The 25037-nt window shown below is 72.7% G+C and carries 21 protein-coding genes; 9 read left to right on the top strand and 12 right to left on the bottom strand.

Features of this window, described 5'->3' with window-relative positions:
• Positions 1–101: 101 nt before the first annotated feature.
• On the bottom strand, positions 102–1682 hold the full coding sequence (locus ABT403_RS19400) for a PucR family transcriptional regulator (protein WP_344170651.1): 1581 nt from the start codon (positions 1680–1682) through the stop codon (positions 102–104).
• 133 nt (positions 1683–1815) lie between these two features.
• Positions 1816–4140, bottom strand: a complete 2325-nt coding sequence (locus tag ABT403_RS19395; RefSeq protein WP_344170648.1) for an ATP/GTP-binding protein — start codon at positions 4138–4140, stop codon at positions 1816–1818.
• A 250-nt stretch (positions 4141–4390) separates the two neighbouring features.
• Between ABT403_RS19395 and gabT the strand changes: the two genes are divergently transcribed.
• The gene (gene gabT, locus ABT403_RS19390; RefSeq protein ID WP_344170645.1) at positions 4391–5737 is read left to right on the top strand and encodes a 4-aminobutyrate--2-oxoglutarate transaminase; all 1347 of its coding nucleotides are present in this window, start codon (positions 4391–4393) and stop codon (positions 5735–5737) included.
• A 343-nt stretch (positions 5738–6080) separates the two neighbouring features.
• The gene (locus tag ABT403_RS19385) at positions 6081–6656 is read left to right on the top strand and encodes a phosphatase PAP2 family protein (RefSeq protein ID WP_344170642.1); all 576 of its coding nucleotides are present in this window, start codon (positions 6081–6083) and stop codon (positions 6654–6656) included.
• Between the two features lie 11 nt (positions 6657–6667).
• On the opposite strand, the gene ABT403_RS19380 is transcribed toward ABT403_RS19385, so the two are convergent.
• From ABT403_RS19380 to ABT403_RS19350, 7 genes are all read right to left on the bottom strand, one after another.
• Positions 6668–7120: a hypothetical protein gene (locus tag ABT403_RS19380; RefSeq protein WP_344170639.1), complete on the bottom strand. Its 453-nt coding sequence runs from the start codon at positions 7118–7120 to the stop codon at positions 6668–6670.
• 153 nt (positions 7121–7273) lie between these two features.
• A complete protein-coding gene (locus ABT403_RS19375) occupies positions 7274–8692 on the bottom strand; it encodes an NAD(P)/FAD-dependent oxidoreductase (RefSeq protein WP_344170636.1) in 1419 nt (472 codons plus the stop codon).
• A gap of 23 nt (positions 8693–8715) precedes the next feature.
• Complete coding sequence (locus ABT403_RS19370) at positions 8716–9510, bottom strand: ABC transporter permease (protein WP_344170633.1); 795 nt, start codon at positions 9508–9510, stop codon at positions 8716–8718.
• On the bottom strand, positions 9510–10439 hold the full coding sequence (locus tag ABT403_RS19365; RefSeq protein ID WP_344170630.1) for an ABC transporter permease: 930 nt from the start codon (positions 10437–10439) through the stop codon (positions 9510–9512). Before ABT403_RS19365 ends, ABT403_RS19370 begins: the two co-directional genes overlap by 1 nt.
• Positions 10436–11584: an ABC transporter ATP-binding protein gene (locus ABT403_RS19360; protein WP_344170627.1), complete on the bottom strand. Its 1149-nt coding sequence runs from the start codon at positions 11582–11584 to the stop codon at positions 10436–10438. Before ABT403_RS19360 ends, ABT403_RS19365 begins: the two co-directional genes overlap by 4 nt.
• Positions 11585–11652: 68 nt before the next feature.
• Positions 11653–12903 (bottom strand): ABC transporter substrate-binding protein, encoded by a 1251-nt coding sequence (locus ABT403_RS19355; RefSeq protein WP_344170624.1) that lies wholly within the window; start codon positions 12901–12903, stop codon positions 11653–11655.
• A 49-nt stretch (positions 12904–12952) separates the two neighbouring features.
• Complete coding sequence (locus tag ABT403_RS19350; protein WP_344170780.1) at positions 12953–14467, bottom strand: gamma-aminobutyraldehyde dehydrogenase; 1515 nt, start codon at positions 14465–14467, stop codon at positions 12953–12955.
• Positions 14468–14649: 182 nt separating this feature from the next.
• On the opposite strand from ABT403_RS19350, the gene ybiA reads away from it, so the two are divergent.
• Positions 14650–15204, top strand: a complete 555-nt coding sequence (gene ybiA, locus ABT403_RS19345; protein WP_344170621.1) for a riboflavin biosynthesis intermediates N-glycosidase — start codon at positions 14650–14652, stop codon at positions 15202–15204.
• Positions 15205–15712: 508 nt separating this feature from the next.
• The gene (locus tag ABT403_RS19340) at positions 15713–17299 is read left to right on the top strand and encodes a TROVE domain-containing protein (protein WP_344170618.1); all 1587 of its coding nucleotides are present in this window, start codon (positions 15713–15715) and stop codon (positions 17297–17299) included.
• Between the two features lie 79 nt (positions 17300–17378).
• On the opposite strand, the gene ABT403_RS19335 is transcribed toward ABT403_RS19340, so the two are convergent.
• A complete protein-coding gene (locus tag ABT403_RS19335; protein ID WP_351649385.1) occupies positions 17379–18005 on the bottom strand; it encodes a DUF4190 domain-containing protein in 627 nt (208 codons plus the stop codon).
• Positions 18006–18246: 241 nt separating this feature from the next.
• Here ABT403_RS19335 and ABT403_RS19330 point away from each other — a divergent pair, with 241 nt between their 5' ends.
• From ABT403_RS19330 to ABT403_RS19310, 5 genes are all read left to right on the top strand, one after another.
• Positions 18247–19272 (top strand): adenosine deaminase, encoded by a 1026-nt coding sequence (locus tag ABT403_RS19330; protein WP_344170777.1) that lies wholly within the window; start codon positions 18247–18249, stop codon positions 19270–19272.
• Positions 19273–19300: 28 nt separating this feature from the next.
• The gene (locus ABT403_RS19325) at positions 19301–19999 is read left to right on the top strand and encodes a glycerophosphodiester phosphodiesterase (protein WP_344170612.1); all 699 of its coding nucleotides are present in this window, start codon (positions 19301–19303) and stop codon (positions 19997–19999) included.
• Positions 19996–21180 carry a sensor histidine kinase gene (locus ABT403_RS19320; RefSeq protein ID WP_344170609.1) on the top strand — a complete coding sequence of 395 codons (1185 nt, stop codon included), beginning with the start codon at positions 19996–19998 and terminating at the stop codon, positions 21178–21180. Before ABT403_RS19325 ends, ABT403_RS19320 begins: the two co-directional genes overlap by 4 nt.
• Positions 21177–21875, top strand: a complete 699-nt coding sequence (locus ABT403_RS19315) for a response regulator (RefSeq protein WP_344170606.1) — start codon at positions 21177–21179, stop codon at positions 21873–21875. Before ABT403_RS19320 ends, ABT403_RS19315 begins: the two co-directional genes overlap by 4 nt.
• A gap of 148 nt (positions 21876–22023) precedes the next feature.
• A complete protein-coding gene (locus tag ABT403_RS19310; RefSeq protein ID WP_344170604.1) occupies positions 22024–23235 on the top strand; it encodes a serine hydrolase domain-containing protein in 1212 nt (403 codons plus the stop codon).
• On the opposite strand, the gene ABT403_RS19305 is transcribed toward ABT403_RS19310, so the two are convergent.
• Both ABT403_RS19305 and ABT403_RS19300 read right to left on the bottom strand, forming a co-directional pair.
• On the bottom strand, positions 23202–23720 hold the full coding sequence (locus ABT403_RS19305) for a hypothetical protein (RefSeq protein ID WP_344170601.1): 519 nt from the start codon (positions 23718–23720) through the stop codon (positions 23202–23204). The genes ABT403_RS19310 and ABT403_RS19305 overlap by 34 nt on opposite strands.
• 78 nt (positions 23721–23798) lie before the next feature.
• Positions 23799–24977 carry a polyamine ABC transporter substrate-binding protein gene (locus ABT403_RS19300; protein WP_344170598.1) on the bottom strand — a complete coding sequence of 393 codons (1179 nt, stop codon included), beginning with the start codon at positions 24975–24977 and terminating at the stop codon, positions 23799–23801.
• Positions 24978–25037: the final 60 nt, after the last annotated feature.

The raw sequence follows: 25037 nt of genomic DNA, 5'->3' as shown, positions 1-25037 counted from the left end.
GGGGTGCTTCGCGGTTTATCCGCGTTGGAGAACCTCCCGGCGAGGCTGCGCCGGTTTGTCACTGTCGTTCTGTCGTTCTCCGGGGCTCCGCCCCGGACCGGTCAGTGCTGGGGCGGGCTGGCCTTCAGGGCGAGCCACAGCTCCATGCGGACGTCCGGGTCGTCCAGGGAGCGGCCGAGGATCTCCTCGACCCGCTTCATCCGGTAGCGCAGGGTGTGCCGGTGCACCCCCAGGTCGGCGGCGGCGGCGTCCCACTGCCCGTGCCGGGTCAGCCAGGCCTGGAGGGAGGCCACCAGGTCCCCCCGGCCGGTCGCGTCGTGTTCCCGCAGGGCCCGCAGCGTGCCCTCGGCGAAGGCCCGCACGGCCTCGTCGGCCAGCAGCGGCAGCACCGATCCCGCCGCGAGGTCCTCGTGCTCGACCAGCGGACGCCCCCGCCGCCGGGCCACGGCCAGGGCCTGGTCGGCCTGCTTGAAGGCGGCGGCCACGCCCTCCGGTCCGGCCGGGGCCGAGAGGCCCACGACCAGCTCGTCCGGTTCCGGTCCGGCCGTCTCCCGCCCGCGCCGGGACTCCAGCGCCTCGGCGTGGTCCGCGCACGCCTGCACCGCCGCTCCCCCGTCGGCCGCCAGCACCACCAGCCGCCCGGGTTCGGGCACCACCAGCAGCGCCTCCCCGGTCCGCGACGCGGCCGACTCCACGGCGTCGGCCAGCAGCGCCAGCCCCTCCGGCTGGGCCGTCCCCGCCAGCGCCGGCTCCGCGACGACGATCCGGAACGGCGCCTCCAGCAGGGCCCCGTACAGGTCCCCGGCGACCGCCCGGGCGTGCTCGGCCTCCCCCTCCAGCAGCATCCGCAGCACGGCCGCTCCCAGCCGGGACTCGGCGTCGTGCAGGGAGCGCGAGCGCTCGGTGGTCAGGGTCAGCAGGGCGACGGCGGAGTGCACCGCGTACCGCTCGGCGGTGCCCAGCGGGGCCGCCGTACCCACGGCGAGCGCGCCGCGCGCCCGCCGGCCGGTGCCCAGTGACTGGAGCTCGACGCGGTCCTCGGCGCCGCCCACCACGGCGCTCGCGGGCGCCGGCCGCTCGCGCAGCCGCTCCACGTCCGGGGTGAGCCGGGCGGCCCGCCGCGCGGCCCAGTCGGGGGCGGCGGCGACGACCGCGCCGGAGGTGTCGTACAGCGCGGCCCAGCCGTGCACGTGGGCCGCCAGCTTCGCCAGCAGGTCGGCCGGGCCGTCGGCGGACAGCGCGGCCCGGGTCAGCTCCCGCTGCGCCTCGAAGCCCGCCGTCACGGCCCGGTACTGGTCGGCCGCGAGGGCCGCCGAGACGGCCTTGCTGATCGCGAGGAACGGCGTGCGCCGGGGCACCTCCAGCAGCGGCAGGTCCTCCTCCCGGGCGGCCTGGACCAGCGCGTCGGGGACCGCCTCGTAGTTGACCCCGACGGCGAAGCCGATGCCGACGACCCCGGCGGCCGCGAGGCGCCGTACGTAGCGCCGCATCTCCTCGGGGTCCTCGGCGTCCAGCTTCATCGCGGTGACGAGCAGCAGCTCGCCGCCCTCCATGTAGGGGACGGGGTCGGCGAGCTCGCTGACGTGGGCCCAGCGCACGGGGGTGTCGAGGCGGCTCTCCCCCGCCCGGACGCTGAGCTTGAGCGCCGAGTGCTGGACGAGCGAGGCGAGGGTGAGCGGCATGGGTACCAGGGGCCTTCGGGGAGGGCGGGGAGCAGCGGGCGGGGCGTCCTCGATCCTGGGCTCCCCCGGTCCGGGGACTTCTCCACGTCGTATGAACGACCCCTTCCGATTCTGCCACCCCGTACGGGTCGGCTCAGCCCGTTCCGGCCAGCCGGAGCAGGAGCGGGGCCGCGCGCTCCCCACGTACGGAGGTCAGCGAGAGCACCGCGCACCCTGGCGGTACGGCGTGCGCCAGATCGGAGGCGGACCAGCGCTCACGCTCCACCTGGCGCACGGTGACGGCGTCGGTGGTGACCGCCTTGCCGGTGACCAGCTTGCGGAAGGCGTGGATGGCCCGGGTCAGCGGCTGGTCGGCGAAGACGGTCCGGTGGGTGACGTCGCGGGTCTCCACCCACTCGGTGCCCCAGGCCTCGGCGAAGCGCTGCCCGTCCCAGGTGGTCACCCCGGAGAAGGCCATCCGGCAGCCGACCGCCCCGAGCAGCGGCGTCCGCAGGGCCTCCGGTACGTCGTCCAGCGAGCGCAGCGCGAGTAGGACCCCGGCGTTCACCGAGCGCAGCCGCTGGAGCCCGCGGACGGTCTCCGGGGTCAGGGTGTGCGAGGCGTCGTCGAGGGCGAGGAAGGCGAACAGCGAGCGGTCGGCGCGGGCGGCGGCGGAGGCGTTGAACTGGGCGAGCAGCAGCCGGGCCAGCATCCGGGAGGCGTCGGCGTGCCCGCGTTCGGGGAGGTCCACCCGGACCCGGACGGGGTGTTCGAGGGCGCGCAGCGAGAAGGGCCGCCCGCGTCCGGTGGTGTCGAAGAAGCCGGCGAAGGCGGGCCGGTCGAGCAGGGCGATCCGGTCGGCGAGGGCCGGGCCGGGGTCGCCGTGGGCCCCGTACTGGCGCTCGCGCGCGTCGAGCTCGCGGAGCATCGCCTGCTGGCCGGCGCCCTCCAGGGCCTGGCGCAGGGAGGTGACGGCGGAGGGCACGCCGTCGAGCAGCTCGCGCAGCTCGGGCACGGCGGGGAAGCGGCCGTGCGCGGCGCGGAAGGGGCCGAGCAGCTGGGCGAGGGCGGTGGCGGCGCGGCGCACGTCGGTGCCGGGGACGTCGGCGACGAGGGCCTCGGCGAGGAGGGCGGCGGCCTCGTCGCAGTCGCCGGTGCCGCCGTAGAGGTCGAGGTCGTGGACGGAGTCGGGGTCGCCGACGCGGACGACGATGTCGTAGGCCTCGTCGGGGCCGAGCCGGGAGCCGGCGGCGCCGACGGCGATGACGGCGGCCTGCCCGGCCAGCGCCTGGAGCGCGAGGGACTCCACGACGGGCCGCACGAGACGGGCGGTCTTGCCGCTGCCGGAGGGGCCGACGGCGAGCAGGGAGGTCCCGAGCACGTCGGGGCCGAGGGCGAGGCCGGTGCCGCGACGGGCGTAGGGGTTGCGTTCGCCGTCCTCGACGGTGCCGAGGAGCACCTGGCGGGCGAGGAGGTCGTGCCGGGCGGCGCGGACCGGGAGGTCGCGGTCGCCGGAGGGGTGGACGCAGGCGGCGGCGCCCTTGGCTCGGACGGCGTCGGCGAAGGCCGACCGCCGGGCGGGCTCGGCCCGCACGGACTCCCAGGCCCGGCGGATCCGCGCGTAGTCCACGTCGTTCATCCGCCCACCCCGAACCTCCCCCCCAAGCCTCTCGGCCACCTCCCCCAGCCCGGCATCCCACAACTCGGGCCAGCCGGCGGGGTCGGCCTGCGGGGTCTCCGCCGGTGCCGGGGCGGTCCGGGGACCGGCGCCGGGGGCGGGTCTGCGGGCGAGCCGGGCGAAGAAGAGGACGACCGGCGCGAAGACGACCACGTACACGAGGAGGGTGACCAGATTGATCAGGCCGGGACTCATGTCCTCGTACGGCAGGTGGCTGCCGACCAGCCCCAGCACGGTCAGCGTGTTCGTCCAGATCAGCATCGCCACGAAGAGCGCCCCGACGGCCGCACCGGTGACGCGGGCCCCGGGGCCGCGCGCGGCGACGAGCCGCTCGAAGGCCAGGCTCCAGGAGCCGAGGCGGCTGAACCAGACCGCCAGCACCACGGTCACCAGCAGCATGTACGCCTGGAGCGCGGCCTCTCCACGGCCGTCCACCGGGCCGCCGTCCAACGGCTTCCACCAGTCGCGCGGAGTGAAGAGCTTCACCGGCACGTCGATGTAAGGGATGTAGCGATTGGTGATCAGGGACCACACCAGCACACACGCCAGGAAGGAGATGACCGCCCCGCTCAGTAGCGACCGGTCGGAGACGGGATCCGTCGCGCCGCCCTTGCGCGGCACGTATCCGAACCGCCACACCCCCGGTTCGGCCTGCGGGCGCGGTGTGCGGAGCCAGTCCTCCAGCGGGGCGCCGACCGCCGGCGCGTGCCGTGGTTTCGGCGGGGGCGCGGCGGGTGCGGCCGGGCGGGGGACGTGCCCCGCACGGGTCGCCTGTCCGTCGTAGGTGCCCTCGCTGTCCATGAACCCCTGCCCCCTGCCGTTCCCTGTGCCGCCGCGGCGCGCAATCCCGCTCAATCTAGTGCCCGGCCCGCCACTTGGGCCCGCACCCCGGCGCGATCCACGGACGCCGCGCCGCGTCCTTCCTATGGCCGCCGAGGACAAGGACACGCGGGCACCACTCCCTAACGGAGCATGCCTTACCCCCTCCCCCGGGCCTAGCCTGCGGACAAAGACACAAGTGCGTCCGAAAACACCCCCCAGGGAGCCCTCTATGACCGCTGTCCCGCAGGAGCGCCGCATCGTCACCGCGATCCCCGGCCCCAAGTCGCAGGAGCTTCAGGCCCGCCGCCTCTCGACGGTGGCCGGCGGCGTGGGCTCCGTGCTCCCCGTCTTCACGGCGCGCGCGGGCGGCGGCATCATCGAGGACGTCGACGGCAACCGCCTGATCGACTTCGGCTCCGGCATCGCCGTGACCTCCGTGGGCGCCTCCGCCGAGGCCGTCGTGCGCCGCGCCTCCGCGCAGCTCGCCGACTTCACCCACACCTGTTTCATGGTCACCCCGTACGAGGGCTACGTCGAGGTCTGCGAGGCCCTCGCCGAGCTGACCCCCGGCACCCACGCCAAGAAGTCGGCCCTGTTCAACTCGGGTGCCGAGGCCGTCGAGAACGCCGTCAAGATCGCCCGCGCGTACACCAAGCGCCAGGCCGTCGTCGTCTTCGACCACGGCTACCACGGCCGTACCAACCTGACGATGGCGCTGACGGCGAAGAACATGCCGTACAAGCACGGCTTCGGTCCGTTCGCCCCCGAGGTCTACCGCGTCCCGGTCGCCTACGGCTACCGCTGGCCCACCGGTGCCGAGAACTGCGGCCCCGAGGCCGCCGCCCAGGCGATCGACCAGATCACCAAGCAGATCGGCGCCGAGAACGTCGCCGCGATCATCATCGAGCCGGTCCTCGGCGAGGGCGGCTTCATCGAGCCGGCCAAGGGCTTCCTGCCGGCGATCGTGAAGTTCGCCAACGAGAACGGCATCGTCTTCGTCGCCGACGAGATCCAGTCCGGCTTCTGCCGCACCGGCCAGTGGTTCGCGTGTGAGGACGAGGGCATCGTCCCGGACCTGATCACCACCGCCAAGGGCATCGCGGGCGGTCTGCCGCTCGCCGCCGTGACGGGCCGCGCCGAGATCATGGACGCCGCGCACGCGGGCGGCCTGGGCGGCACCTACGGCGGCAACCCGGTGGCCTGCGCCGGCGCGCTCGGCTCCATCGAGACCATGAAGGAGCTCGACCTCAACGCCAAGGCGAAGAACATCGAGTCCATCATGAAGTCCCGCCTCTCCGCGATGCAGGAGAAGTACGACATCATCGGCGACATCCGCGGCCGCGGCGCCATGATCGCGATCGAGCTCGTCAAGGACCCGGCGTCCAAGACCCCGTTCCCGGAGGCGGCCGGCGCGCTCGCCAAGGCCTGCCACGCCGAGGGCCTCCTCGTCCTCACCTGCGGCACCTACGGCAACGTGCTCCGCTTCCTGCCGCCGCTGGTCATCAGCGACGAGCTGCTCAACGAGGGCCTGGACCTCATCGAGGCCGCCTTCGCGGCCATCGGCACGGACGTCTGAGCGACCCGCCGAACACAGGAGCCCGCCGGTACCGCCGGTAACGGTCGGGCGCTGTGAAGAAGCTGTGGGGGGCCGATGGCAAGAGGCCGTTCCTGCTGTCGGACCCCCCTCGGCTGCCGTACGGTTTCTGCAGATGAGTGAGACAGACCGCTCCCGGGTCACCGGGGGCGCCACCGGTACCGGGCTTCCCCAGCGCCGTACTGGGCATGCGTTCGCGCACACTCTTCTCCGATCGGACGGCCGCCCGCCCCAAACCCCCCGGGGCGTGCGGCAACCCGATCCGGCCGGCCGTCCCGGAACCATCCCCCCTGTTCCGGGACGGCCGGCCTCTTTTCTCCCCCTCGTGACGTCCGCCCTGTGCGCCGTCCTCTTCTCCCTGATCACCTGGCAGGTCCTGGCCGACGGCCCGTTGCTGGCCCCGGACCGGGCACTGAGCCGCGCGCTGGTGCGGGCCGTCCCCGACTCCGTCACCGAGCGCCTCGCCGACCTCGGGAACGTCCAGGTCGCCGTCCCCGTCCTCGCCCTGGCCATGGCGTACGCCCTCCGGCGCGGCCGGCGCCTCGCCGCCCTCGCGGCCGGTGCGGCGATGGCCCTGGTCCCGGCGCTGATCGTGCCGCTCAAGGAGTGGACCGCCCGCCCGGGCCCCCTGGAGCCCTGGGCCGCCGGTTACTTCCCCTCGGGCCACACGGCCACGGCCCTGACGGCCTACACGGCCGCGGCCCTCCTCCTCGCCCCGCACACCCGCCGCCGCTGGCCCCTGCCCGCCGCGGCCGCCCTGACGGCCCTGACCGCGGCGGGGCTGGTCCTGCGCGGGTTCCACTGGCCCCTGGACGTCCTGGCCAGCCTCCTGCTGTGCACGCCCCTGCTGCTCGGCGTGCGGTGGGCCGCCGGCCGGAGTACGCGTCGAAGTTCCGGCTGAACCCCCGGCCGTCAGAGGGGCCCGAGGGCCCTGGCCGCCGCCTCGTGCAGGGCGAGCTCCAGCAGCGCCGGGTCGGTGAGGGTGCCCCGGCCGTCCGGGAGTTCGAGCCAGCGCGGACCGCCCGCGGCCCGGCCGGGGTAGGGCACCGCGACCCAGCTCCCGCGCCCCGCGCCCCGTACTCCCGTGCCGATCCAGCGGGAGGCGGTGCCCGCCGGGACGAAGAAGCCCAGGCGGGCCGCGCCCGGGGCGGCGAGCACCGGGCCGGGCGGGGCCGGCAGCCGGCGCAGCACGCCGAGGGCGGCCCCGCCCAGCTCCCCCGGGGTGATCAGCAGGTCCCAGTGCACGCCGGCCGGCAGGAGGGCGACCCCGAGGGGGCTCCGCTCCCATTCCCACCGGCAGGCCTCGGGGTCCGGCGCCGCCGCCGCCAGCCACTCCACTGCCGTCCTGGTCCCCGGGAACGCCATCGCCCGGCCTCCGTTCGTCTCGTGAGGTGAGGGTGTCTCACCGGGAGAGAGCGGGGCCGGGCGGAGCTATGACGCGGGTCGGGTCACCCCGTGGAGGTGAAGCGGGTCACGGCCCCGGCGCGGGAGTGCGCCGGGGTGCGCCCGTCGGCGGCCTCAGCTGTCGAAGCCGAGGCCGAGGCGGTCGAGCGTCTTCAGCCACAGGTTGCGGTGGCCGCCCCGGGCGTCGGCGCGGGCCAGGGACCACTTGGTGAGGGCGATCCCGGTCCAGGCCAGGGGCTCGGGCGGGAAGGGCATCGGCTTGGACTTCACCATCTCCAGCCGGGTGCGTTCGGTGGAGAGCCCGTCCAGCAGGTCCAGCATCACGTCCGCGCCGAAGCGGGTGGCGCCCACTCCGAGCCCGGTGTAGCCGGCGGCGTAGGCGACCCGGCCGGAGTGGGCGGTGCCGAAGAACGCCGAGAAGCGGGAGCAGGTGTCGATGGCCCCGCCCCAGGCGTGGCTGAAGCGCACCCCCTCCAGCTGCGGGAACGCGGTGAAGAAGTGCTCCGCCAGCTTCAGGTAGGTCTCCGGGCGGTGGTCGTACTCCGAGTCGAGCTTGCCCCGGTAGGGGTAGATCGCGTCGTAGCCGCCCCACAGGATCCGGTTGTCCCTGGTGATGCGGAAGTAGTGGAACTGGTTGGCGCTGTCGCCGAGCCCGGGCCGGTTCTTCCAGCCGACCGACGCCAGCTGCTCCTCCGTCAGCGGCTCGGTCATCAGCGCGTAGTCGTAGACCGGGACGGTGAACGGGCGCACGCGCTTGACCAGCGACGGGAAGATGTTGGTGCCCAGGGCGACCCGGCGGGCCAGGATCGTCCCGTACGGGGTCTCCACCGTCATCCCGGCGCCGGCCCGGGCCATCTTCAGGCCGCGGGTGTTCTCGTAGATCCGCACGCCCTGCTCCAGGCAGGCCCGCTTCAGGCCCCAGGCCAGCTTGGCGGGGTTGAGCATGGCGACGCCGGTGCGGTCCCACACGCCCGCGAGGAAGGTCGGCGAGTCGACCTCCGCGCGCAGGGCTTCGCCCTCCAGCCATTCGGAGCCGTCCGCGAGGCCGAGCTTGACGGCCTCCTCGTGGAGTTCGCGCAGCTCCTCGACCTGGTGCGGTTCGGTGGCCACGTCGATCTCGCCGGTGCGCTCGAAGTCGCAGTCGATGCCGTAGCGGGCGACCGCCTCCTCGATGGCGTCGAGGTTGCGGGCGCCGAGCTCCTCCAGCTTGGCCAGCTCGCCGGGCCAGCGGGCCAGGCCGTTGGCGAAGCCGTGGGTGAGGGAGGCCGCGCAGAAGCCGCCGTTGCGGCCGGAGGCGGCCCAGCCCGCCTCCTTGCTCTCGATCAGTACGACGTCCCGGCCGGGGTCGCGCTCCTTGGCCAGCAGCGCGGTCCACAGCCCGCTGTAACCGGCACCGATGACGAGCAGGTCGCACTTCTCGTCGGAGGTGAGGGCCGGCTGCGGGTCGGGGCGGCCGGGGTCGTCCAGCCAGTACGAGACCGGCTTCGCTTCGGAAAGGGATTTCGCGACACTACGCATGGCGACTGGGGCCATGGCTTCCAACTCCCTACAGGGGTCTACTTCGGTTGCGCCTTCTTGCGGCGGTTGCCGGCCCACTGGCCGGCGAGGACCACCAGCACCGCGATGACGAACATCGCCGTGCCGATGACGTTGATCTGGACGGGCGTACCGCGCTGGGCCGATCCCCACACGAACATGGGGAAGGTGACGGTGTTGCCCGAGTTGAAGTTGGTGATGATGAAGTCGTCGAACGAGAGCGCGAAGGACAACAGCGCGCCCGCCGCGATACCGGGGGCCGCGATCGGCAGGGTGACGCGCAGGAAGGTCTGCACGGGCCCCGCGTAGAGGTCGCGCGCGGCCTCCTCCAGCCTCGGGTCCATCGACAGGACGCGCGCCTTGACGGCGGCGACGACGAAGCTGAGGCAGAACATCACGTGGGCGATCAGGATGGTCCAGAAGCCCAGCTGGATGCCCATGTTGAGGAAGAGGGCGAGCAGCGAGGCGGCCATCACGATCTCGGGCATGGCCATGGGCAGGAAGATCAGCGAGTTGACCGCCCCGCGCGCCCGGAACCGGTAGCGCACCAGCGCGAAGGCTATGGCGGTGCCGAGGACCGTGGCGCCGATGGTGGCCCACAGCGCGATCTGGAGGGACAGCGAGAGGGAGCCGCACAGGTCGGCGACCCCGCAGGGGTCCTTCCAGGCGTCGAGGGAGAACTCCTGCCAGGCGTAGTTGAAGCGCCCGGTGGGGTTGTTGAAGGAGAACACCGTCACGACGACGTTCGGCAGGATCATGTACGCGAGCGTGCCGAGGCCCGCGATGACGACGAGATTGCGGCGGAGCCAACGCATCAGACCAGGTCCTCCGTTCCCGCTCGGCGGATGTAGACGGTGACCATGATCAGCACGATGGCCATGAGGATGAAGGACAGCGCGGCCGCCGTCGGGTAATCGAGGATCCGCAGGTACTGCGACTGGATGACGTTGCCGATCATCCGGGTGTCCGTGGAGCCGAGCAGCTCCGCGTTGACGTAGTCGCCGCTGGCGGGGATGAAGGTCAGCAGGGTCCCGGAGACCACGCCCGGCATCGAGAGCGGGAAGGTCACCTTGCGGAACACCGTGGCCGGGGTCGCGTAGAGGTCGCCGGCGGCCTCGTGGAGGCGGGTGTCGATGCGCTCCAGCGAGGTGTAGAGCGGGAGGATCATGAAGGGCAGGAAGTTGTACGTCAGGCCGCAGACGACCGCGAGCGGGGTGGCCAGCACCCGGCTGCCGTCGGTGATGCCGAGCCAGACGGTGACGTCCAGGAAGCCGATCTTGTCGAGGACGGCGACGACGGGGCCGCCGTCGGCCAGGATCGTCTTCCAGGCCAGGGTGCGGATCAGGAAGCTGGTGAAGAACGGGGCGATGACGAGGACCAGCAAAAGGTTTCGCCAGCGGCCCGCCTTGAAGGCGATCAGGTAGGCCAGCGGGTAGCCCAGCAGCAGGCACAGGACAGTCGCGGTGCCGGCGTAGGCCAGGGAGCGCAGGAACTGCGGGAGGTACTCGGTGAAGGCGTCCCAGTAGGTCTGGAAGTGCCAGGTGACCTTGAAGCCCTCTTCGAGGGAGCCGGTCTGCACCGAGGTGGAGGCCTGGTAGATCATCGGCAGCACGAAGAAGACGAGCAGCCAGACGACGCCGGGGAGCAGCAGCCAGTACGGGATCAGGCGCTTCTTCAGCGAGGCCCGGTGGACCGGGGGCTCGGCGGGGGCTTCGGCCCTCGGGGGCGCGGCGGTGGCGGTCACGCGCTCTCCTCGACGGTCTCGATGCCCGCGTCGATGTCCTGGGCGGCGTCGAGGCCGAAGGTGTGTTCGGGGTTCCAGTGCAGGACGACGTCGGCACCGGGGACCAGGCGGGCCTCGCGCTCGATGTTCTGGACGTAGACCTCCAGCTCCGGGCAGACCGGGCTGTCGATCACGTACTGGGTGGAGACGCCGATGAAGGAGGAGTCGGCGATCTTTCCGGCGATCTTGTTGCGGCCGGCCGCGATGGTGTGCTCCTCCTCGGCCGGGACCAGGGAGATCTTCTCGGGACGCACGCCGACCAGCAGTTTTCCGCCGGTGCGGGGCGTGGTCGAACATCGGGCGGCGGGCAGCCGGAGCGTGGCGCCGGAGGCGGAGACGGCGACGTCCGGTCCTGCGGACTCCACGGAGGCCTCGATCAGGTTGGAGGTGCCGAGGAAGTTCGCGACGAAGGTGGTGCGCGGGTTCTCGTAGAGCTCGGCGGGGGCGCCCAGCTGCTCGACGCGGCCGCCGTTCATCACCGCGACCGTGTCGGCCATGGTCATGGCCTCCTCCTGGTCGTGGGTGACGTGCACGAACGTGATGCCGACCTCGGTCTGGATCCGCTTGAGCTCCAGCTGCATCTGGCGGCGCAGCTTGAGGTCGAGGGCGCCGAGGGGCTCGTCGAGCAGGAGGACCTGGGGGTGGTTGATGAGGGCGCGGGCGACGGCCACGCGCTGCTGCTGTCCGCCGGAGAGCTGGTGGGGCTTCTTGCGGGCGTGCTCGCCGAGCTGGACGAGGTCGATCATGTCGTCGACCTGCTTCTTGACCGACTTGATGCCGCGGCGGCGCAGGCCGAAGGCGATGTTCTCGAAGATGTCCATGTGCGGGAAGAGCGCGTAGCTCTGGAAGACGGTGTTCACCGGGCGCTTGTACGGCGGCAGGTGGGTGACCTCGCGCTCGCCCAGGCTGATGGTGCCGGTGGAGGGCTCCTCCAGGCCGGCGATCATGCGCAGGGTGGTGGTCTTCCCGCAGCCCGAGGCGCCGAGCAGGGCGAAGAAGGAGCCCTGGGGGATGGTGAGGTCCAGCGGGTGCACGGCGGTGAAGGAGCCGTAGTGCTTGCTGATCCCGGCGAGGCGGACGTCGCCGCTCGCGGTGGTGTCGGTCATGGGCCTGGGCCTTCGGTGGTGTGTCGTGGCGGGGGGACGGGGGCGCGCGGAGGGCCGGCGGGGGCCGGTCAGGCGCCGATGAGCTTGGCGAACTTCTCCTCGTACGCCGTCTCTTCCTCGCTGCTGAGGGAGCGGAAGGCGTGGGCCCTGGCGGCCATCTCCTTGTCCGGGACGATCAGCGGGTTGTCCGCGAGTTCCGGCTTGATCCTGGCCAGCTCGTCCTTGACCCCGTCGACCGGGCAGACGTAGCTGATGAAGGCGGCCAGCTGCGCGGCCACGGCGGGCTCGTAGTAGTAGTCGATGAGCTTCTCGGCATTGGCCTTGTGCCGGGCCTTGGCGGGGACCAGCAGGTTGTCGCTGGAGGTGATGTATCCGGCGGCCGGGATCGCGTACTTGATGTCGGGGTTGCCGGCCTGGAGCTGGATGACGTCGCCGGCCCAGGCCAGGCAGGCCGCGATGTCGCCCTTGTCGAGGTCCGCGGTGTAGTCGTTGCCGGTGAAGCGGCGGATCTGCTGGGAGTCGACGCCCTTCTGGAGGCGGCCTATCGCGGCGTCGTAGTCCGCGCCGGTGAACTTCGCCGGGTCCTTGCCCTGGTCGAGGAGGGTCATGCCGACGGTGTCGCGCATCTCGGTGAGGAAGCCGACGCGGCCCTTGAGGGTGGGGTCGTCGAGCAGCTGGGTGACGGAGTCGACCTTCCTGCCGCCGGTCGCCTTGGCGTTGTAGGCGATGACGGTGTCGATGCCGGTCCAGGGGTAGCTGTGGGCGCGGCCCGGGTCCCAGTCGGGGTTGCGGAACTGGGGGATCAGGTTGGCGTAGGCGTGGGGGAGGTGGGAGGGGTCCAGCTTCTGCGCCCAGCCGAGGCGGATGATGCGGGCGGCGAGCCAGTCGGTGACGACGATCAGGTCGCGGCCGGTGTCCTGGCCGGCCGCGAGCTGGGGGCGGATCTTGCCGAAGAACTCGACGTTGTCGTTGATGTCCTCGGTGTACTTGACGTCGATGCCGGTGCGCTTGGTGAACGCCTCCAGCGTCGGACGGGACTTCTCGTCGTCGCTCGTGTCCATGTACTCGGTCCAGTTGGAGAAGTTGATCTCCTTCTCCTGCTCCGAGTGGTCGTCCGACGCCGCGGCCTCGCCTCCCTCGCGCTTGGCGGGCGGGATTCCGCAGGCGGTGAGGGCGGCGAGGCCGCCCAGGGTGAGCGCCCCGGCTCCGGAGGCGCGCAGCAGCGAGCGGCGGGTGAGGGCGCCGCGGCCACTGGTGAGGCTGCGCCGCATCGCGGCGAGTTGCGCCGCCGAGAGGCGGTCGGGCTCGAACTGCTCCATGCGCGTTGCCCTTTCGGGAGGGAGGGCCGCTGGTCAGGCGGCGCTTCGACTATCGGTCCCCGAAGATCGTGCGGTGCCAGTCCTTGGCGGCCACCGCGGTGTTGTCGTACATCACGTGCTTGACCTGCGTGTATTCCTCGAAAGAGTAAGAGCTCATGTCCTTTCCGAAGCCACTGGCCTTGTAGCCCCCGTGCGGCATCTCGCTGATGATCGGGATGTGGTCGTTGACCCAGACGCAGCCGGCCTTGAGCTCGCGGGTGGCCCGGCCGGCCCTGTAGAGGTCCCGGGTCCAGGCGGAGGCGGCGAGCCCGTACGGGGTGTCGTTGGCCAGGGCCAGGCCCTCGTCGTCGGTGTCGAAGGGCAGGGCGACGAGGACCGGGCCGAAGATCTCGGACTGGACGACCTCGCTGTCCTGGGCGGCGCCGGTGATCAGGGTGGGCCGGTAGTAGGCGCCCTCGGCGAGGTCCCCGCCCGGGGTCTCGCCGCCGGTGACGACGGTGGCGTAGGCGCGGGCGCGCTCGACGAAGGCGGCGACCCGGTCGCGCTGGGCGTGCGAGACCAGGGGGCCGAGGTCGGTGGCGGGGGCGAAGGGGTCGCCCAGGCGGACGGTCTCCATCAGCTCGGCGACGCGGGCGGTGAAGGCCTCGTACAGGGGGCGCTGGACGTAGGCGCGGGTGGCGGCGGTGCAGTCCTGGCCGGTGTTGATCAGGGAGGCGGCGACGGCGCCGTGGGCGGCGGCCTCCACGTCGGCGTCGTCGAAGACGACGAAGGGGGCCTTGCCGCCGAGCTCCAGGTGGAGCCGCTTGACGGTGGCGGTCGCGATCTCGGCGACCCGCTTGCCGACGGCGGTGGAGCCGGTGAAGGAGGTCATGACCACGTTGGGGTGGCCGACCAGGTGCTCGCCCGCGTCGCGGCCGGCGCCGGTGACGATGTTGATCACGCCGTCGGGGATCCCGGCCTCCTTGGCCGCCTGGGCGAACATCAGGGAGGTCAGCGGGGTCAGCTCGGCGGGCTTGAGGACGATGGTGTTGCCCGCGGCGACGGCCGGGAGGATCTTCCAGGCGGCCATCTGGAGGGGGTAGTTCCAGGGCGCGATGGAGCCGACGACGCCGATGGCCTCGCGGCGTACGTAGGAGGTGTGGTCGCCGGAGTACTCGCCGGCCGCCTGGCCCTGGAGGTGGCGGGCGGCGCCCGCGAAGAAGGCGGTGTTGTCGATGGTCCCCGGGACGTCGAACCCGGTGGTCAGCTTGAGCGGCTTGCCGCACTGGAGGGACTCGGCGTACGCGAAGTCCTCCGCCTGCTCGGCCAGGACGGCGGCCAGCCGGTGCAGGGCGTCCGACCGCTCGCCCGGGGTGGCGGCCGACCAGGCCGGGAAGGCGCGCTTGGCGGCGGCGACGGCCGCGTCCACGTCGGCCGGGCCGGCCAGCTCGTAGGTGAGGACCTCCTCGCCGGTGGCGGGGTCGACGACGGTGTGCGACCGTCCCGAGGTGCCGGCCAGGAGCCGGCCGTCGATGTACTGCGCGCCGTCTGCGAAGCGGTCCTTGACCTGGAAGCGGTTACCCATCACGCTCTCACGCTCTCCGTAGCTACAGCTCGAATTGAGTGCCGATCCTGACAGAGGGCTCTTCCCCCGCCAAGTGATTCCGTTGTTGCCTTTTGATTACGCGACGGAATCGGTCGACCATGTGTCGAGGCGCGCCGCAAATCCCGTACGAAGTGTCAGTGGTGGCTGGCAGACTCGCGTGCATGGAGAAGATCGACGCCCTGATCGGGCAGGTCAGCCGTGGTGAGCGGGTGAAGTTCCTGCCCTTCTGGGGACACCGGCCGCGCCCGGACGGGAGCCTGGGCCCGGGCTGCCTGAGCCAGTGGTGGCCTTCCCCCTTCACTGTGGGTGACGTGCGGTACGAGACGGCCGAGCACTGGATGATGGCCGGGAAGGCCCGCCTGTTCGAGGACCCGGAGGCGGAGCGGTCCGCTCTGGAGGCACGGACTCCGGCCGAGGCGAAGAAGGCCGGGCGGCTGGTGCGCGGCTTCGACGACGCGGTGTGGGAGCGGGAGCGGTTCGCGCTGGTCGTGGAGGGCAGCGTGCACAAGTTCGGCTCCGACCCGGCGCTGCGCGCGTACCTGCTGGGTACGGGGTCGCGGGTGCTGGTGGAGGCGAGCCCGGTGGACCGGATCTGGGGCGTCGGGCTGGCCCCCGACGACGACCGCGTCCTGGACCCGGCGCGCTGGCGCGGCCTGAACCTCCTGGGCTTCGCCCTGATGGAGGCGCGCGACCGGCTGCGCGGGGAGACCTTCTGAGGGCTCCGTACACCTGGGGGCTCCGTAAATGCGTGGCGGGGCGAGCGGGACGGGCCCTAACGTGAAGGTCGTCCAGGTGCGAAGGCGAGACCTACTTCGACTACTCATCGGGCGGTCGCGGGTTCGAGTCCCGCCACCGGTACTCACGCCGGTGTAGCTCAGCTGGCAGAGCACCTTGTGGTTTCGCCGGCCTTGTTCTCTGGACACCTACTTCGTCACGCACCTCCCGGTGCGCCCGGCGGCGGCTACTTCTCGCAGAAATCACGCCGCCGCCCCATCTGATCTCGGGAGGCCCGCGTGGGGGATGCCCGGTGCGCAGGCGACGGTTACTTCCGGGACCCGGAGGCCGTGGGTTCGAATCCCACCCGGCCCGACACCCGCGAGGGCGTGGGCCGGTGGAGCAGCTTGGAAGCTCGCCGGGCATATGTACCGTCTCCGACTCCGATCTCGGGCATCCCCCATCCGGCACGCCTCCCCCTCACTTCGTCCTGAATTCGGGGGGATTCACATGGCCCGCTTCAACCAGCGCGCGTCCAGGGCCGCGACCGCGCCCGCCTCGCCCGTGCGCTCCACGGGCCGGCGCGCCGCCAACCACCACGGCAGCCCCGGCTTCGTCCGCGACGCCCGCTCCGAGCTGTTCCTGCTGGCGGTCGCCAACTTCGTCACGCAGGACACCGCCTACGAGTCCGGCGGGGACCGAGACGACCGCTTCGCCACGCTGGTGCGCCGGCTCGCCGTCGAGGACCCGGAGTGGACCGCCGGCCTGCTGCGCTGGCTGCGCCGCGACGGCGGCATGCGGACCGCCTCCCTCGTCGGCGCCGCCGAGTACGTCAAGGCGCGCCTCGACGCCGGCGCCTCGGACGGGCCGTCCAACCGTCAGGTCGTCGACTCCGTACTTCTGCGCGCCGACGAGCCCGGCGAACTGCTGGCCTACTGGACGGCGGCGTACGGGCGCAATGTGCCCAAGCCCGTGAAGCGCGGCATCGCCGACGCCGTACGCCGGCTCTACTCCGGTACCTCGCTGCTGAAGTACGACACCGCGTCCAAGGGCTACCGCTTCGGCGACGTCCTGAACCTGGTGCACGCCTCGCCCGACCCGGCCAAGCCCTGGCAGGGCGAGCTGTTCCGGTACGCCCTCGACCGGCGCCACCACCCGGAGACAGCCGAGGTTCCGGCCGGCGACCGCACCCTGACCGCCCACCGGGAGCTGACGGAACTCCCGGTCGAGCGGCGCCGGGCCGTGGTCACCGCCAAGGACGGCGCCGAGCGGCTCGCCGGGGCGGGCATGACCTGGGAGGCGCTGGCCGGCTGGCTCCAGGGGCCGATGGACGCCGCGGCCTGGGAGGCGGTCATCCCGTCCATGGGCGCGATGGCCCTGCTGCGCAACCTGCGCAACTTCGACGAGGCCGGGGTGTCGGACGCGGTCGCGGAGCAGGTCGCGGCGAAGGTCTGCGACCCCGAGTCGGTCGCCCGGTCCCGGCAGTTCCCCTTCCGCTACCTGGCCGCGTACCAGCACGCGCCCTCGCTGCGCTGGTCGTACGCGCTGGAGAAGGCGCTGGGGCACTCGCTGGCCAACGTGCCGCAGCTGGCCGGGCGGACGCTGGTCCTGGTCGACCGTTCCGGGTCGATGTGGTCGCCGCTGTCGGCACGCTCCCGGCTCAACCGGGCCGACGCGGCGGCCGTCTTCGGAGCGGCGCTCGCGCTGCGGGCCGAGCGGGCGGACCTGGTGCAGTTCGGCACCGGCAGCAAGGAGGTCGCGTTCCGGCGGGGCGAGTCGGTCCTCAAGGTGCTGGAGCGGTTCGAGAGCCTCGGCGGGACGAACACCTCCGAGGCCGTGCGCCGGCACTACCGGGGCCACGACCGGGTCCTGATCGTCACGGACGAGCAGGCCACGTACCACTACGGCGGTGACCCGACGGCCCTGGTGCCCGAGTCGGTCCCCGTCTACACCTGGAACCTGGCCGGGTACCAGGTGGGCCACGCGCCCTCCGGCTCGGCGAACCGGCACACCTTCGGCGGGCTCACGGACGCGGCGTTCCGGATGGTCTCCCTGATCGAGGGCGGCCGGAACGCCGACTGGCCCTGGGACCGTTAGGGCGGCGGACGGCGGAGGGCCGGCCCCGGGCGTCTTCCGCCCGGGGCCGGCCCTCCGCCGCGTCCACGCCGGCGCGGGGTCAGACCCGCTCGCGTACCTGCGTGTTCGAGTGCGAGCCGCCGTCCGGGGTCTCGTCGAAGGTGTCCGCCATGAACCCGGCGAACATGATCGCCACCATCAGGGCGCCCAGTACGATGCCGACCGCTCCCAGGATGATGCCGGCCAGGGCCACGCCCCCGTTGGTGGCCTCGCCCCGGTTGGCCTTGCCCCGGCCGAGCACGCCGAAGACCACTGCGGCTATGCCCAGCGCTATCGCGAAGAAGCTCATGAGGCAGCCGACGGCCGCGAGGATGCCGAGGACCAGGGCGGTGACGCCGAAGCCGTTGCTGGGGCCGGGCCCGTACGCCTGGTACCCGGTGTAGCCCGGGTAGCCGGGTGCGGGCGGGTAGCCGGGCGTGCCCGGGTAGCCGGCGGGGGCCTGGTAACCCGCCGGGGCCTGGTAGTCCGCCGGGCTCGGGTAACCCGCCGGGGCCTGGTAGCCCGGGTAGCCGTACCCGGGCTGGCCGGGCGGCTGGGCCGGGGCCGGGCCGGGCTGCCCGTACCCGCCCTGGGCGGGGTATCCGTACGCGGAGCCGGGTATGGGCGGTGCGGGCGCGGGGCCCGGTGCGGGCGCGGTCACGGGCGGCGTACCGTCAGGCCCCGGCATGCCCACGACGGTCGGCTGGTCGTGCACGGACGGCCCGCCCGGATTCCCGGCTGCCGGCTGAGGGCCGCCGCCGGGGGCGGCCTGCCTCTCGGGCGGCGCCCACGGGTCCCTCGGCTCAGGGCTCTGGTCGGTCATTCGGCGCCCCCCTCTCGTACAGCCATGCTAAGCGCTGCCACCGACAGGGCCGGGCCTGCCTACGATGAAGCAGACCTGCCCGCACCAGCGCCCCACCGGAGGCACCATGTCCGACCTGCACCCCTTCATCGCGGGGCTGCCCAAGGCCGAACTCCACGTCCACCACGTCGGATCGGCGTCCCCGCGCATCGTCGCCGAGCTCGCCTCCCGCCACCCCGACTCCAAGGTCCCCACCGACCCCGAGGCGCTGGCCGACTACTTCACCTTCACGGACTTCGCCCACTTCATCGAGGTCTACCTGTCGGTCGTCGACCTGGTCCGCACCCCCGACGACGTCCGGACGCTGACCTTCGAGGTCGCCCGTGACATGGCCCGGCAGAACATCCGCTACGCCGAACTGACCATCACCCCCTACTCCTCCACCCGCCGTGGCATCGACGAGCACGCCTTCATGGAGGCCATCGAGGAGGCCCGCAAGGCCGCCGAGTCCGAGCTCGGCGTCATCCTGCGCTGGTGCTTCGACATCCCGGGCGAGGCCGGCCTGGAGGCCGCCGAGGAGACGGCCCGCCTCGCCGTCGAGCTGCGCCCCGAGGGCCTGGTCTCCTTCGGCCTGGGCGGCCCCGAGATCGGCGTGCCGCGCCCGCAGTTCAAGCCGTACTTCGACCGGGCCCGGGCGGCCGGACTGCACAGCGTGCCGCACGCCGGCGAGACCACGGGCCCGGAGACCGTGTGGGACGCCCTCCGTGAACTGGGCGCCGAGCGCATCGGCCACGGCACCAGCTCCACCCGGGACCCGGAGCTGCTGGCCCACCTCGCCGAGCACCGCATCGCCCTGGAGGTCTGCCCGACCTCCAACATCGCCACCCGGGCCGTGGCCGACCTCGACGAGCACCCGGTCAAGGAGATGGTGCGGGCCGGGGTGCTCGTCACCATCAACAGCGACGACCCGCCGATGTTCGGCACCGACCTCAACAACGAGTACGCGGTCGCCGCCCGGCTCCTCGACCTCGACGAGCGCGGGCTCGCGCAGCTCGCGAAGAACGCCGTCGAGGCCTCCTTCCTGGACCCGGCCGGCAAGGCCAGGCTGACGGAGGAGATCGACGCCTACACCGCCGAATGGCTCGCCCGCTGACTCCCGTTGATCGCTCGGGCCCCTGAGAATGGGGGGCATGAGCACCCTGACTGCCGTCGGCCACCGCGGCGATCCCTACCGAGTCCGTGAGAACACCCTCCCCTCGATCGGCTCCGCGTTCGCGCGCGGGGCCGACGCGGTGGAGGTCGACGTGCGGCTGACGCGCGACGGAGTGCCGGTCCTGCTGCACGACGAGACGCTCCAGCGGCTGTGGGGGCACGACGTGCGGCTCGACGCCGTCACGTCCCCGCAGCTGAAGGAGCTGACCGGGGGCGGGGTCCCGACCCTGCGCGAGGCGCTGATGGAGGCCGGGGCGGGCCGGCTGATGATCGACCTGCCGGGGGCCACGTTCGAGGCCGTACGGACCGTCGTCGACCTGGTGCGCGAGTGCGGGGCCCGCGACCGCACGTACTACTGCGCGGGCCCGAACACCATGCTGGCGGTCCGGGCCGCCGACCCGGACGCGGAGATCGCCCTGACCTGGACCACCCTGTCGCCGCCGCGCCGGGTGCTGATCGACGCGGTGTCCCCGCGCTGGCTCAACTACCGCTTCGGGCTGGTCAGCCGGGAGCTGACGGACGCGCTGCACCGGGACGGGCTGCTGGTGTCGGCGTGGACGGCGGACACCCGGCGGTCGATGCGGGCCCTGGTCCGCGCCGGGGTGGACTCCGTCACCACCAACAGGCTGGACGCGCTGGCCGCCGTACGGGCCGAGCTCGGACGGTGACGCGCGGGCTCGGCGAGCGCCTGCGCGAGCGCGTCCTGCGGGCGGATCCGCGCTGGCGGGACGTGGGGCTGACGCTGCTGGTGCAGGTGGCGACGACCATCCCCTTCGTGGTGCCCCGCGACCCCGCGGCCCCGCCGGCCACCTGGGCGGCGTACCTGGTGACGACACTGGGCAACCTGCCGCTGGTGTGGCGGCGGCGGGCACCGGTGGCGGCGGTCCTCGGGGTGATCGTGGCCGGTACGGTCTACCGGCTGGCGCTGGACGGTCCCGGGCAGCCGCTGCCGTACGCGGGGCTGATCTGCGTGTACTCGATCGCGCTGCTGCGGCCGGCGCGGGAGCGGCTGGCCGTCGCGGCGGCCCTGGTCGTGGTGATCGCGGTGTCCGTCGGGCTCAACACCGGCACGGCGCGCGAGCTGCTGTTCTCGCTGTTCGTGTTCGCCGCGGCGTTCGCGCTCGGCCGGCTCCAGGAGACGCGGCTGGCGTACACGGCCGCGGTGGAGGACCGGGCGGCGCAGCTGGAGCGGGCGAACCGGATCGAGGCGGAGCAGGCGGCGGCGCGCGAACGGGCCCGCATCGCGCGGGAGATGCACGACATCCTGTCGCACGCCGTCAGCATCATGATCGTGCAGGCGGAGGCCGGTCCGGTGGCGGTGCGCCGGGCCCCGGAGCGGGCGGAGGCGGCCTTCGAGGCCATCGCCGAGACCGGCCGGGACGCGATGGCGCAGCTGCGGACGATCCTGGGGGTGCTGCGGACGGAGGAGGAGGCTCCGCGCGCTCCGCAGCCGGGGATCGGGGGGCTCGCGGCGCTGGTGGACCGGGTGCGGGCGAGCGGGCTGGCGGTATCGTACGAGCGGACGGGCGAGGTACGGGAGTTGCCGGCCGCGCTGGAGGCGACGGTGCACCGGGTGGTGCAGGAGGCGCTGACGAACGTGGTGAAGCACGCCGGGGCCACGTCGGTGGACGTACGTCTGGAGTACGGGGTGCGGGAGCTGGCGGTACGGGTCACGGACGACGGCCGGGGGCCTGCCGGCGGCGGCTCGGGCGGCGGGCCGGGCGGGCACGGTCTGATCGGGATCCGCGAGCGGGCGGCGGCGCACGGCGGAACGGCGTGGACCGGGCCGGGGGCGGACGGGCGGGGCTTCACGGTGCTTGTAACCTCGCCGCTGGAGGTGGGGGTATGACGATCCGTGTGGTGGTGGCGGACGACCAGGAGCTGGTGCGCAGCGGGTTCGCGATGATCCTGGACGTGCAGGAGGACATCGAGGTCGTGGCGGAGGTCGGGGACGGGGCGGCGGCGGTCGCGGCGGTGGAGCGGCTCTCCCCGGACGTGGCGCTGCTGGACGTCAGGATGCCGGTGCTGGACGGGATCGAGGCCTGCCGGGCGATCTCGGCGCACGGCGCGTGCCGGACGGTGATGCTGACGACCTTCGACTCGGACGAGTACGTGTACGAGGCCCTGCACGCGGGGGCGAGCGGGTTCCTGCTGAAGGACGTGCGGCGGGACGATCTGGTGCACGCGGTACGGGTGGTGGCGGCGGGCGAGTCGCTGCTGGCGCCCTCGGTGGCGCGGCGGCTGATCGAGGAGTACACGGCGGCGACGGCCCGTCCGGCGGTGCTCCCGCAGGCCGCCGGGCGGCTGGAGGTGCTGACGGCCCGGGAGCGGGAGACGCTGGTGCACCTGGGGCGTGGGCTGTCGAACGCGGAGATCGCGGCGGCGCTGGTGGTGAGCGAGCACACGGTGAAGTCGCACGTGGGGAACGTGCTGGCGAAGCTGGGGCTGCGGGACCGGATCCAGGCGGTGATCTGCGCGTACGAGACGGGCCTGATCGCGGCGGGCTCGGCGGGTCCCGCTGCGGTATCTCCCTCTGGAGAGTGAGGGGCGGCCTGCTCTCTCCCCCGCGCCGGTGAGTTGTCGTACCGCTGAAGACCACTCTTGGTGGTGATCCGCGAGGACCCCTGTGACCTGCAGCATTGAGGTCATCGGGGGGCAGCGGGCCCCGCGGTTCGCACACAGGGGGAACGTCATGAAGGCACGTACGCGCACGCTGGTCGCCGCCGCTCTGGTCCTGGGCGTCGCCGCCGGTCCGGTGGCGGCCGCGCAGGCCGCTCCGGCTCCGGTACCGGTGGCGGCGTCGGTGCCGGTGTCGGCGGGGGTCCCGTCCCCGGTCTTCTCCACCCCGCCGGACGCGGCCGCGCTGCGCAAGGCGATCGCCGGGGTCGGGGCGCGGAGCAAGGACGCGACGGCCGCGCTGGTCCGGGTGGGCGGGACGAGCGGCGCCTGGCGGGGCGTCGCGGGCGTCGCGGACGTCCGCAGCGGGCGCGCGGCGGTCGAGGACGCCCGCTTCCGGGCCGGGTCGGTGACCAAGACCTTCACGGCGGCGGTGGTGCTCCAGCTGGCCGCCGAGGGCAGGGTGGACCTGGACCGGCCGGTACAGGACTACCTTCCGGGGCTGCTGCCGGGGTTCGAGCCGGTGAAGGTGCGCCAGCTGCTGAACTACACGAGCGGCCTGCGGTCGGCCGACGGTCCGGGGGACAGCTTCGAGGACGAGTACGCCCACCGCTTCGACCTGGTCGACCCGCACGCGCTGATCGCCGGCGCGGTGGCGAAGGGGCCGGAGTTCAGGCCCGGGGAGAAGCAGCGGTACAGCAACATCCACTACACGGTGCTGGGCGTGCTGATCGAGAAGCTGACGGGGACCTCGTACGGGAAGGCCGTGGAGGACCGGATCATCAAGCCGCTGGGCCTGCGGCACACCTCGTTCCCGGCCCGTACCCAGAACCGCATACCGGGGCCGTACAACCACGGCTACCAGGCGGTGGCGGGGGCCGGCGGCAGCAGCACCCTGGTCGACGTGTCGGACTGGAACTCCTCGTCCAACTGGGCGGCGGGGGACCTGATATCGACGACGGCGGATCTGGAGCGGTTCACGGTGGCCCTGTTCGGCGGCCGGGTGGTGCCGAAGGCCCAGCTGGAGGAGATGTTCACCGTCCCGGACGTGCCGGATGCCGAGACCGGCAAGCACGCGGTGCAGACGGCCGGCATGAAGGAGTTCGTCCTCCCTGACGGCACGAAGCTCTACGGCAAGACGGGCTCCCGCTACGGCTACAGCACGGTCATCGGCGGCACCCGCGACCTGTCGCGCACGCTGGTGTACTCGGTGAACGCCACCGACGCCAAGGGCCGGGACATGAACGCGGTGGCCTACGGCATCATCGGGGCGGCCTTCGCCAAGTAGCGGGCGTCCCCGTCCTCCCGGAGGGCCTCCAGGACGGCCAGCCGCTTGATCAGGCGGCGCAGGACCAGCAGGGGGAGGATCCCGAAGACGCCGAACGACATGTCGATCAGCGACCACCCGAAGGGCAGGCCCCGGACCGGCCCGCAGATCAGGGCGAGCGGGATGACGCCGGCGCAGGCGATCATCCCGGCCTCGACGATCCAGACGTTGCGGACCGGGTCGCGGTGGACCCCGTAGAAGAACACCGCGATCACCAGGTGGGCGAAGGCCAGCCAGTCGGTTCCGTAGAGGAGGAAGGGGTAGTCGGCGTCGGCCCGGTCCAGGCCGGCCTCCACCCGGCGCAGCCAGTCGTGGGAGATCAGCGCGTTGAGCCAGTGGAGTTCGGTGACCAGGGGGAAGGCGGTGAGTCCGCTGAGGACCAGGCAGACCAGGAACAGCGCAAGCCAGGCACGGATCCGCCGCCGGAGGGCGTTTCTCTCGCTCATGGAGGGGAGCCTACCGAACAGAACTGAACACGTTCAGCCAAAATCCTGAACATGTTCAATCCTGCGGCGAGACCATGATCACAGTCCGACGATGGAGTTCCAGCGCGGGGCGAAGGTGCGGCGCTCGGCCGAGGAGATGTCGCGGGCCACGACCAGGCGCCGCCGCATGTCGTCGTCCGGGAAGATCAGCGGGTTCTCGGCCAGTTCGGCGGTGGCCTTCTCCGGTGAGGCGGCCAGGACCTCGCGGGCGGCGGGGACCGGGCAGACGTAGTTGACCGCGGCGGCCAGCTCCGCCGCCACCGCCGGGTCGTAGTAGTGGTCGACCAGCGCCTCCGCATTGGCCTTGTGGCGGGCGAGGTTGGGGATGAGCAGGCTCTCCGCCCAGAGTTCGGCCCCCTCCTCGGGGACGACGAACTCGATGTCGGGGTTGTCGGCCTTCAGCTGGATGGCGTCACCGGAGTAGGCCTGGCAGGCGAGGACGTCGCCCTTGCCGAGGTCGGAGGTGTAGTCGTTGCCGGTGAAGCGGCGGATGTGCTTCTTCTTCACCATGCTCTCGACCTGGTCGCACATCCGGTGGAAGTCGGATTCGGTCCAGCGGGTGGTGTCGGTGCCGTTGCCCTGCATCAGCAGGGCGAAGGACTCGTCGAGACCGGAGAAGAGGGTCACCTTGCCCGCGAGGTCCGGGTGCCACAGGTCCTGGACGGACTTGATCTCCCGGCCCAGCGCCTTGCGGTTGTAGGCGATGCCGGTGATGCCCGACTGCCAGGGCACGGTGTGCAGCCGGCCCGGGTCGAAGGCGGGGGACCGCAGCTGCGGGTCGAGGTGGGCGGCCACGTTGGCCTGGGCGGGGCGGTCCATCTTCTGGGCCCAGCCCAGGTGGACGAAGCGGGCGGCCATCCAGTCGCTGACCACCACCAGGTCGTGGCCGGTCGGCTGGTGGTTCATCAGGGACGGGCTGATCTTGCCGAAGAACTCGTCGTTGTCGTTGATCTCCTCGGTGTACCGGACCTCGATGCCGGTCTTCTTCGAGAAGGCCTCCAGCGTCGGACGGCGCTCCTCGTCCCCGTCGTCGGTGTCGATGTAGAGCGGCCAGTTGGAGAAGGCCAGGCTCCGCTCCCGTTCCGAGAGGTCCTGGCCCTGCCTGCGGCCCTCCGGGACGTAGGCGGCGGGGACACCGCAGCCGGCGAGGGCGGCCAGCAGGCCCGCGGCACCGAGGCCGCGCAGCGCGGCGCGGCGGGAGAAGGGGAGTTCAGGCATGGACTCAGCCTCCGGCAACGCCGAAGGGGCGGGCAATAGACAACGTGTCTACCACCCGCC

It is taken from the genome of Streptomyces sp. NPDC000075 (assembly GCF_040301925.1).
GTDB lineage: Bacteria > Actinomycetota > Actinomycetes > Streptomycetales > Streptomycetaceae > Streptomyces > Streptomyces polychromogenes.
Note: the sequence above shows the minus strand (reverse complement) of the source record. Positions and strands in the feature narration are given on the sequence as shown.

Bases quoted from the DNA above. Each gene is read 5' to 3' on its own strand.
- ABT403_RS19355 (WP_344170624.1), bottom strand. From the start codon at position 12,903: ATGGAGCAGTTCGAGCCCGACCGCCTCTCGGCGGCGCAACTCGCCGCG.
- ABT403_RS19300 (WP_344170598.1), bottom strand. From the start codon at position 24,977: ATGCCTGAACTCCCCTTCTCCCGCCGCGCCGCGCTGCGCGGCCTCGGT.
- ABT403_RS19310 (WP_344170604.1), top strand. From the start codon at position 22,024: ATGAAGGCACGTACGCGCACGCTGGTCGCCGCCGCTCTGGTCCTGGGC.
- ABT403_RS19325 (WP_344170612.1), top strand. From the start codon at position 19,301: ATGGGGGGCATGAGCACCCTGACTGCCGTCGGCCACCGCGGCGATCCC.
- ABT403_RS19395 (WP_344170648.1), bottom strand. From the start codon at position 4,140: ATGGACAGCGAGGGCACCTACGACGGACAGGCGACCCGTGCGGGGCAC.
- ABT403_RS19315 (WP_344170606.1), top strand. From the start codon at position 21,177: ATGACGATCCGTGTGGTGGTGGCGGACGACCAGGAGCTGGTGCGCAGC.
- ABT403_RS19340 (WP_344170618.1), top strand. From the start codon at position 15,713: ATGGCCCGCTTCAACCAGCGCGCGTCCAGGGCCGCGACCGCGCCCGCC.
- ABT403_RS19380 (WP_344170639.1), bottom strand. From the start codon at position 7,120: ATGGCGTTCCCGGGGACCAGGACGGCAGTGGAGTGGCTGGCGGCGGCG.
- ABT403_RS19375 (WP_344170636.1), bottom strand. From the start codon at position 8,692: ATGGCCCCAGTCGCCATGCGTAGTGTCGCGAAATCCCTTTCCGAAGCG.
- ABT403_RS19330 (WP_344170777.1), top strand. From the start codon at position 18,247: ATGTCCGACCTGCACCCCTTCATCGCGGGGCTGCCCAAGGCCGAACTC.
- ABT403_RS19360 (WP_344170627.1), bottom strand. From the start codon at position 11,584: ATGACCGACACCACCGCGAGCGGCGACGTCCGCCTCGCCGGGATCAGC.
- gabT (WP_344170645.1), top strand. From the start codon at position 4,391: ATGACCGCTGTCCCGCAGGAGCGCCGCATCGTCACCGCGATCCCCGGC.
- ABT403_RS19335 (WP_351649385.1), bottom strand. From the start codon at position 18,005: ATGCCGGGGCCTGACGGTACGCCGCCCGTGACCGCGCCCGCACCGGGC.
- ybiA (WP_344170621.1), top strand. From the start codon at position 14,650: ATGGAGAAGATCGACGCCCTGATCGGGCAGGTCAGCCGTGGTGAGCGG.
- ABT403_RS19370 (WP_344170633.1), bottom strand. From the start codon at position 9,510: ATGCGTTGGCTCCGCCGCAATCTCGTCGTCATCGCGGGCCTCGGCACG.
- ABT403_RS19400 (WP_344170651.1), bottom strand. From the start codon at position 1,682: ATGCCGCTCACCCTCGCCTCGCTCGTCCAGCACTCGGCGCTCAAGCTC.
- ABT403_RS19350 (WP_344170780.1), bottom strand. From the start codon at position 14,467: ATGGGTAACCGCTTCCAGGTCAAGGACCGCTTCGCAGACGGCGCGCAG.
- ABT403_RS19305 (WP_344170601.1), bottom strand. From the start codon at position 23,720: ATGAGCGAGAGAAACGCCCTCCGGCGGCGGATCCGTGCCTGGCTTGCG.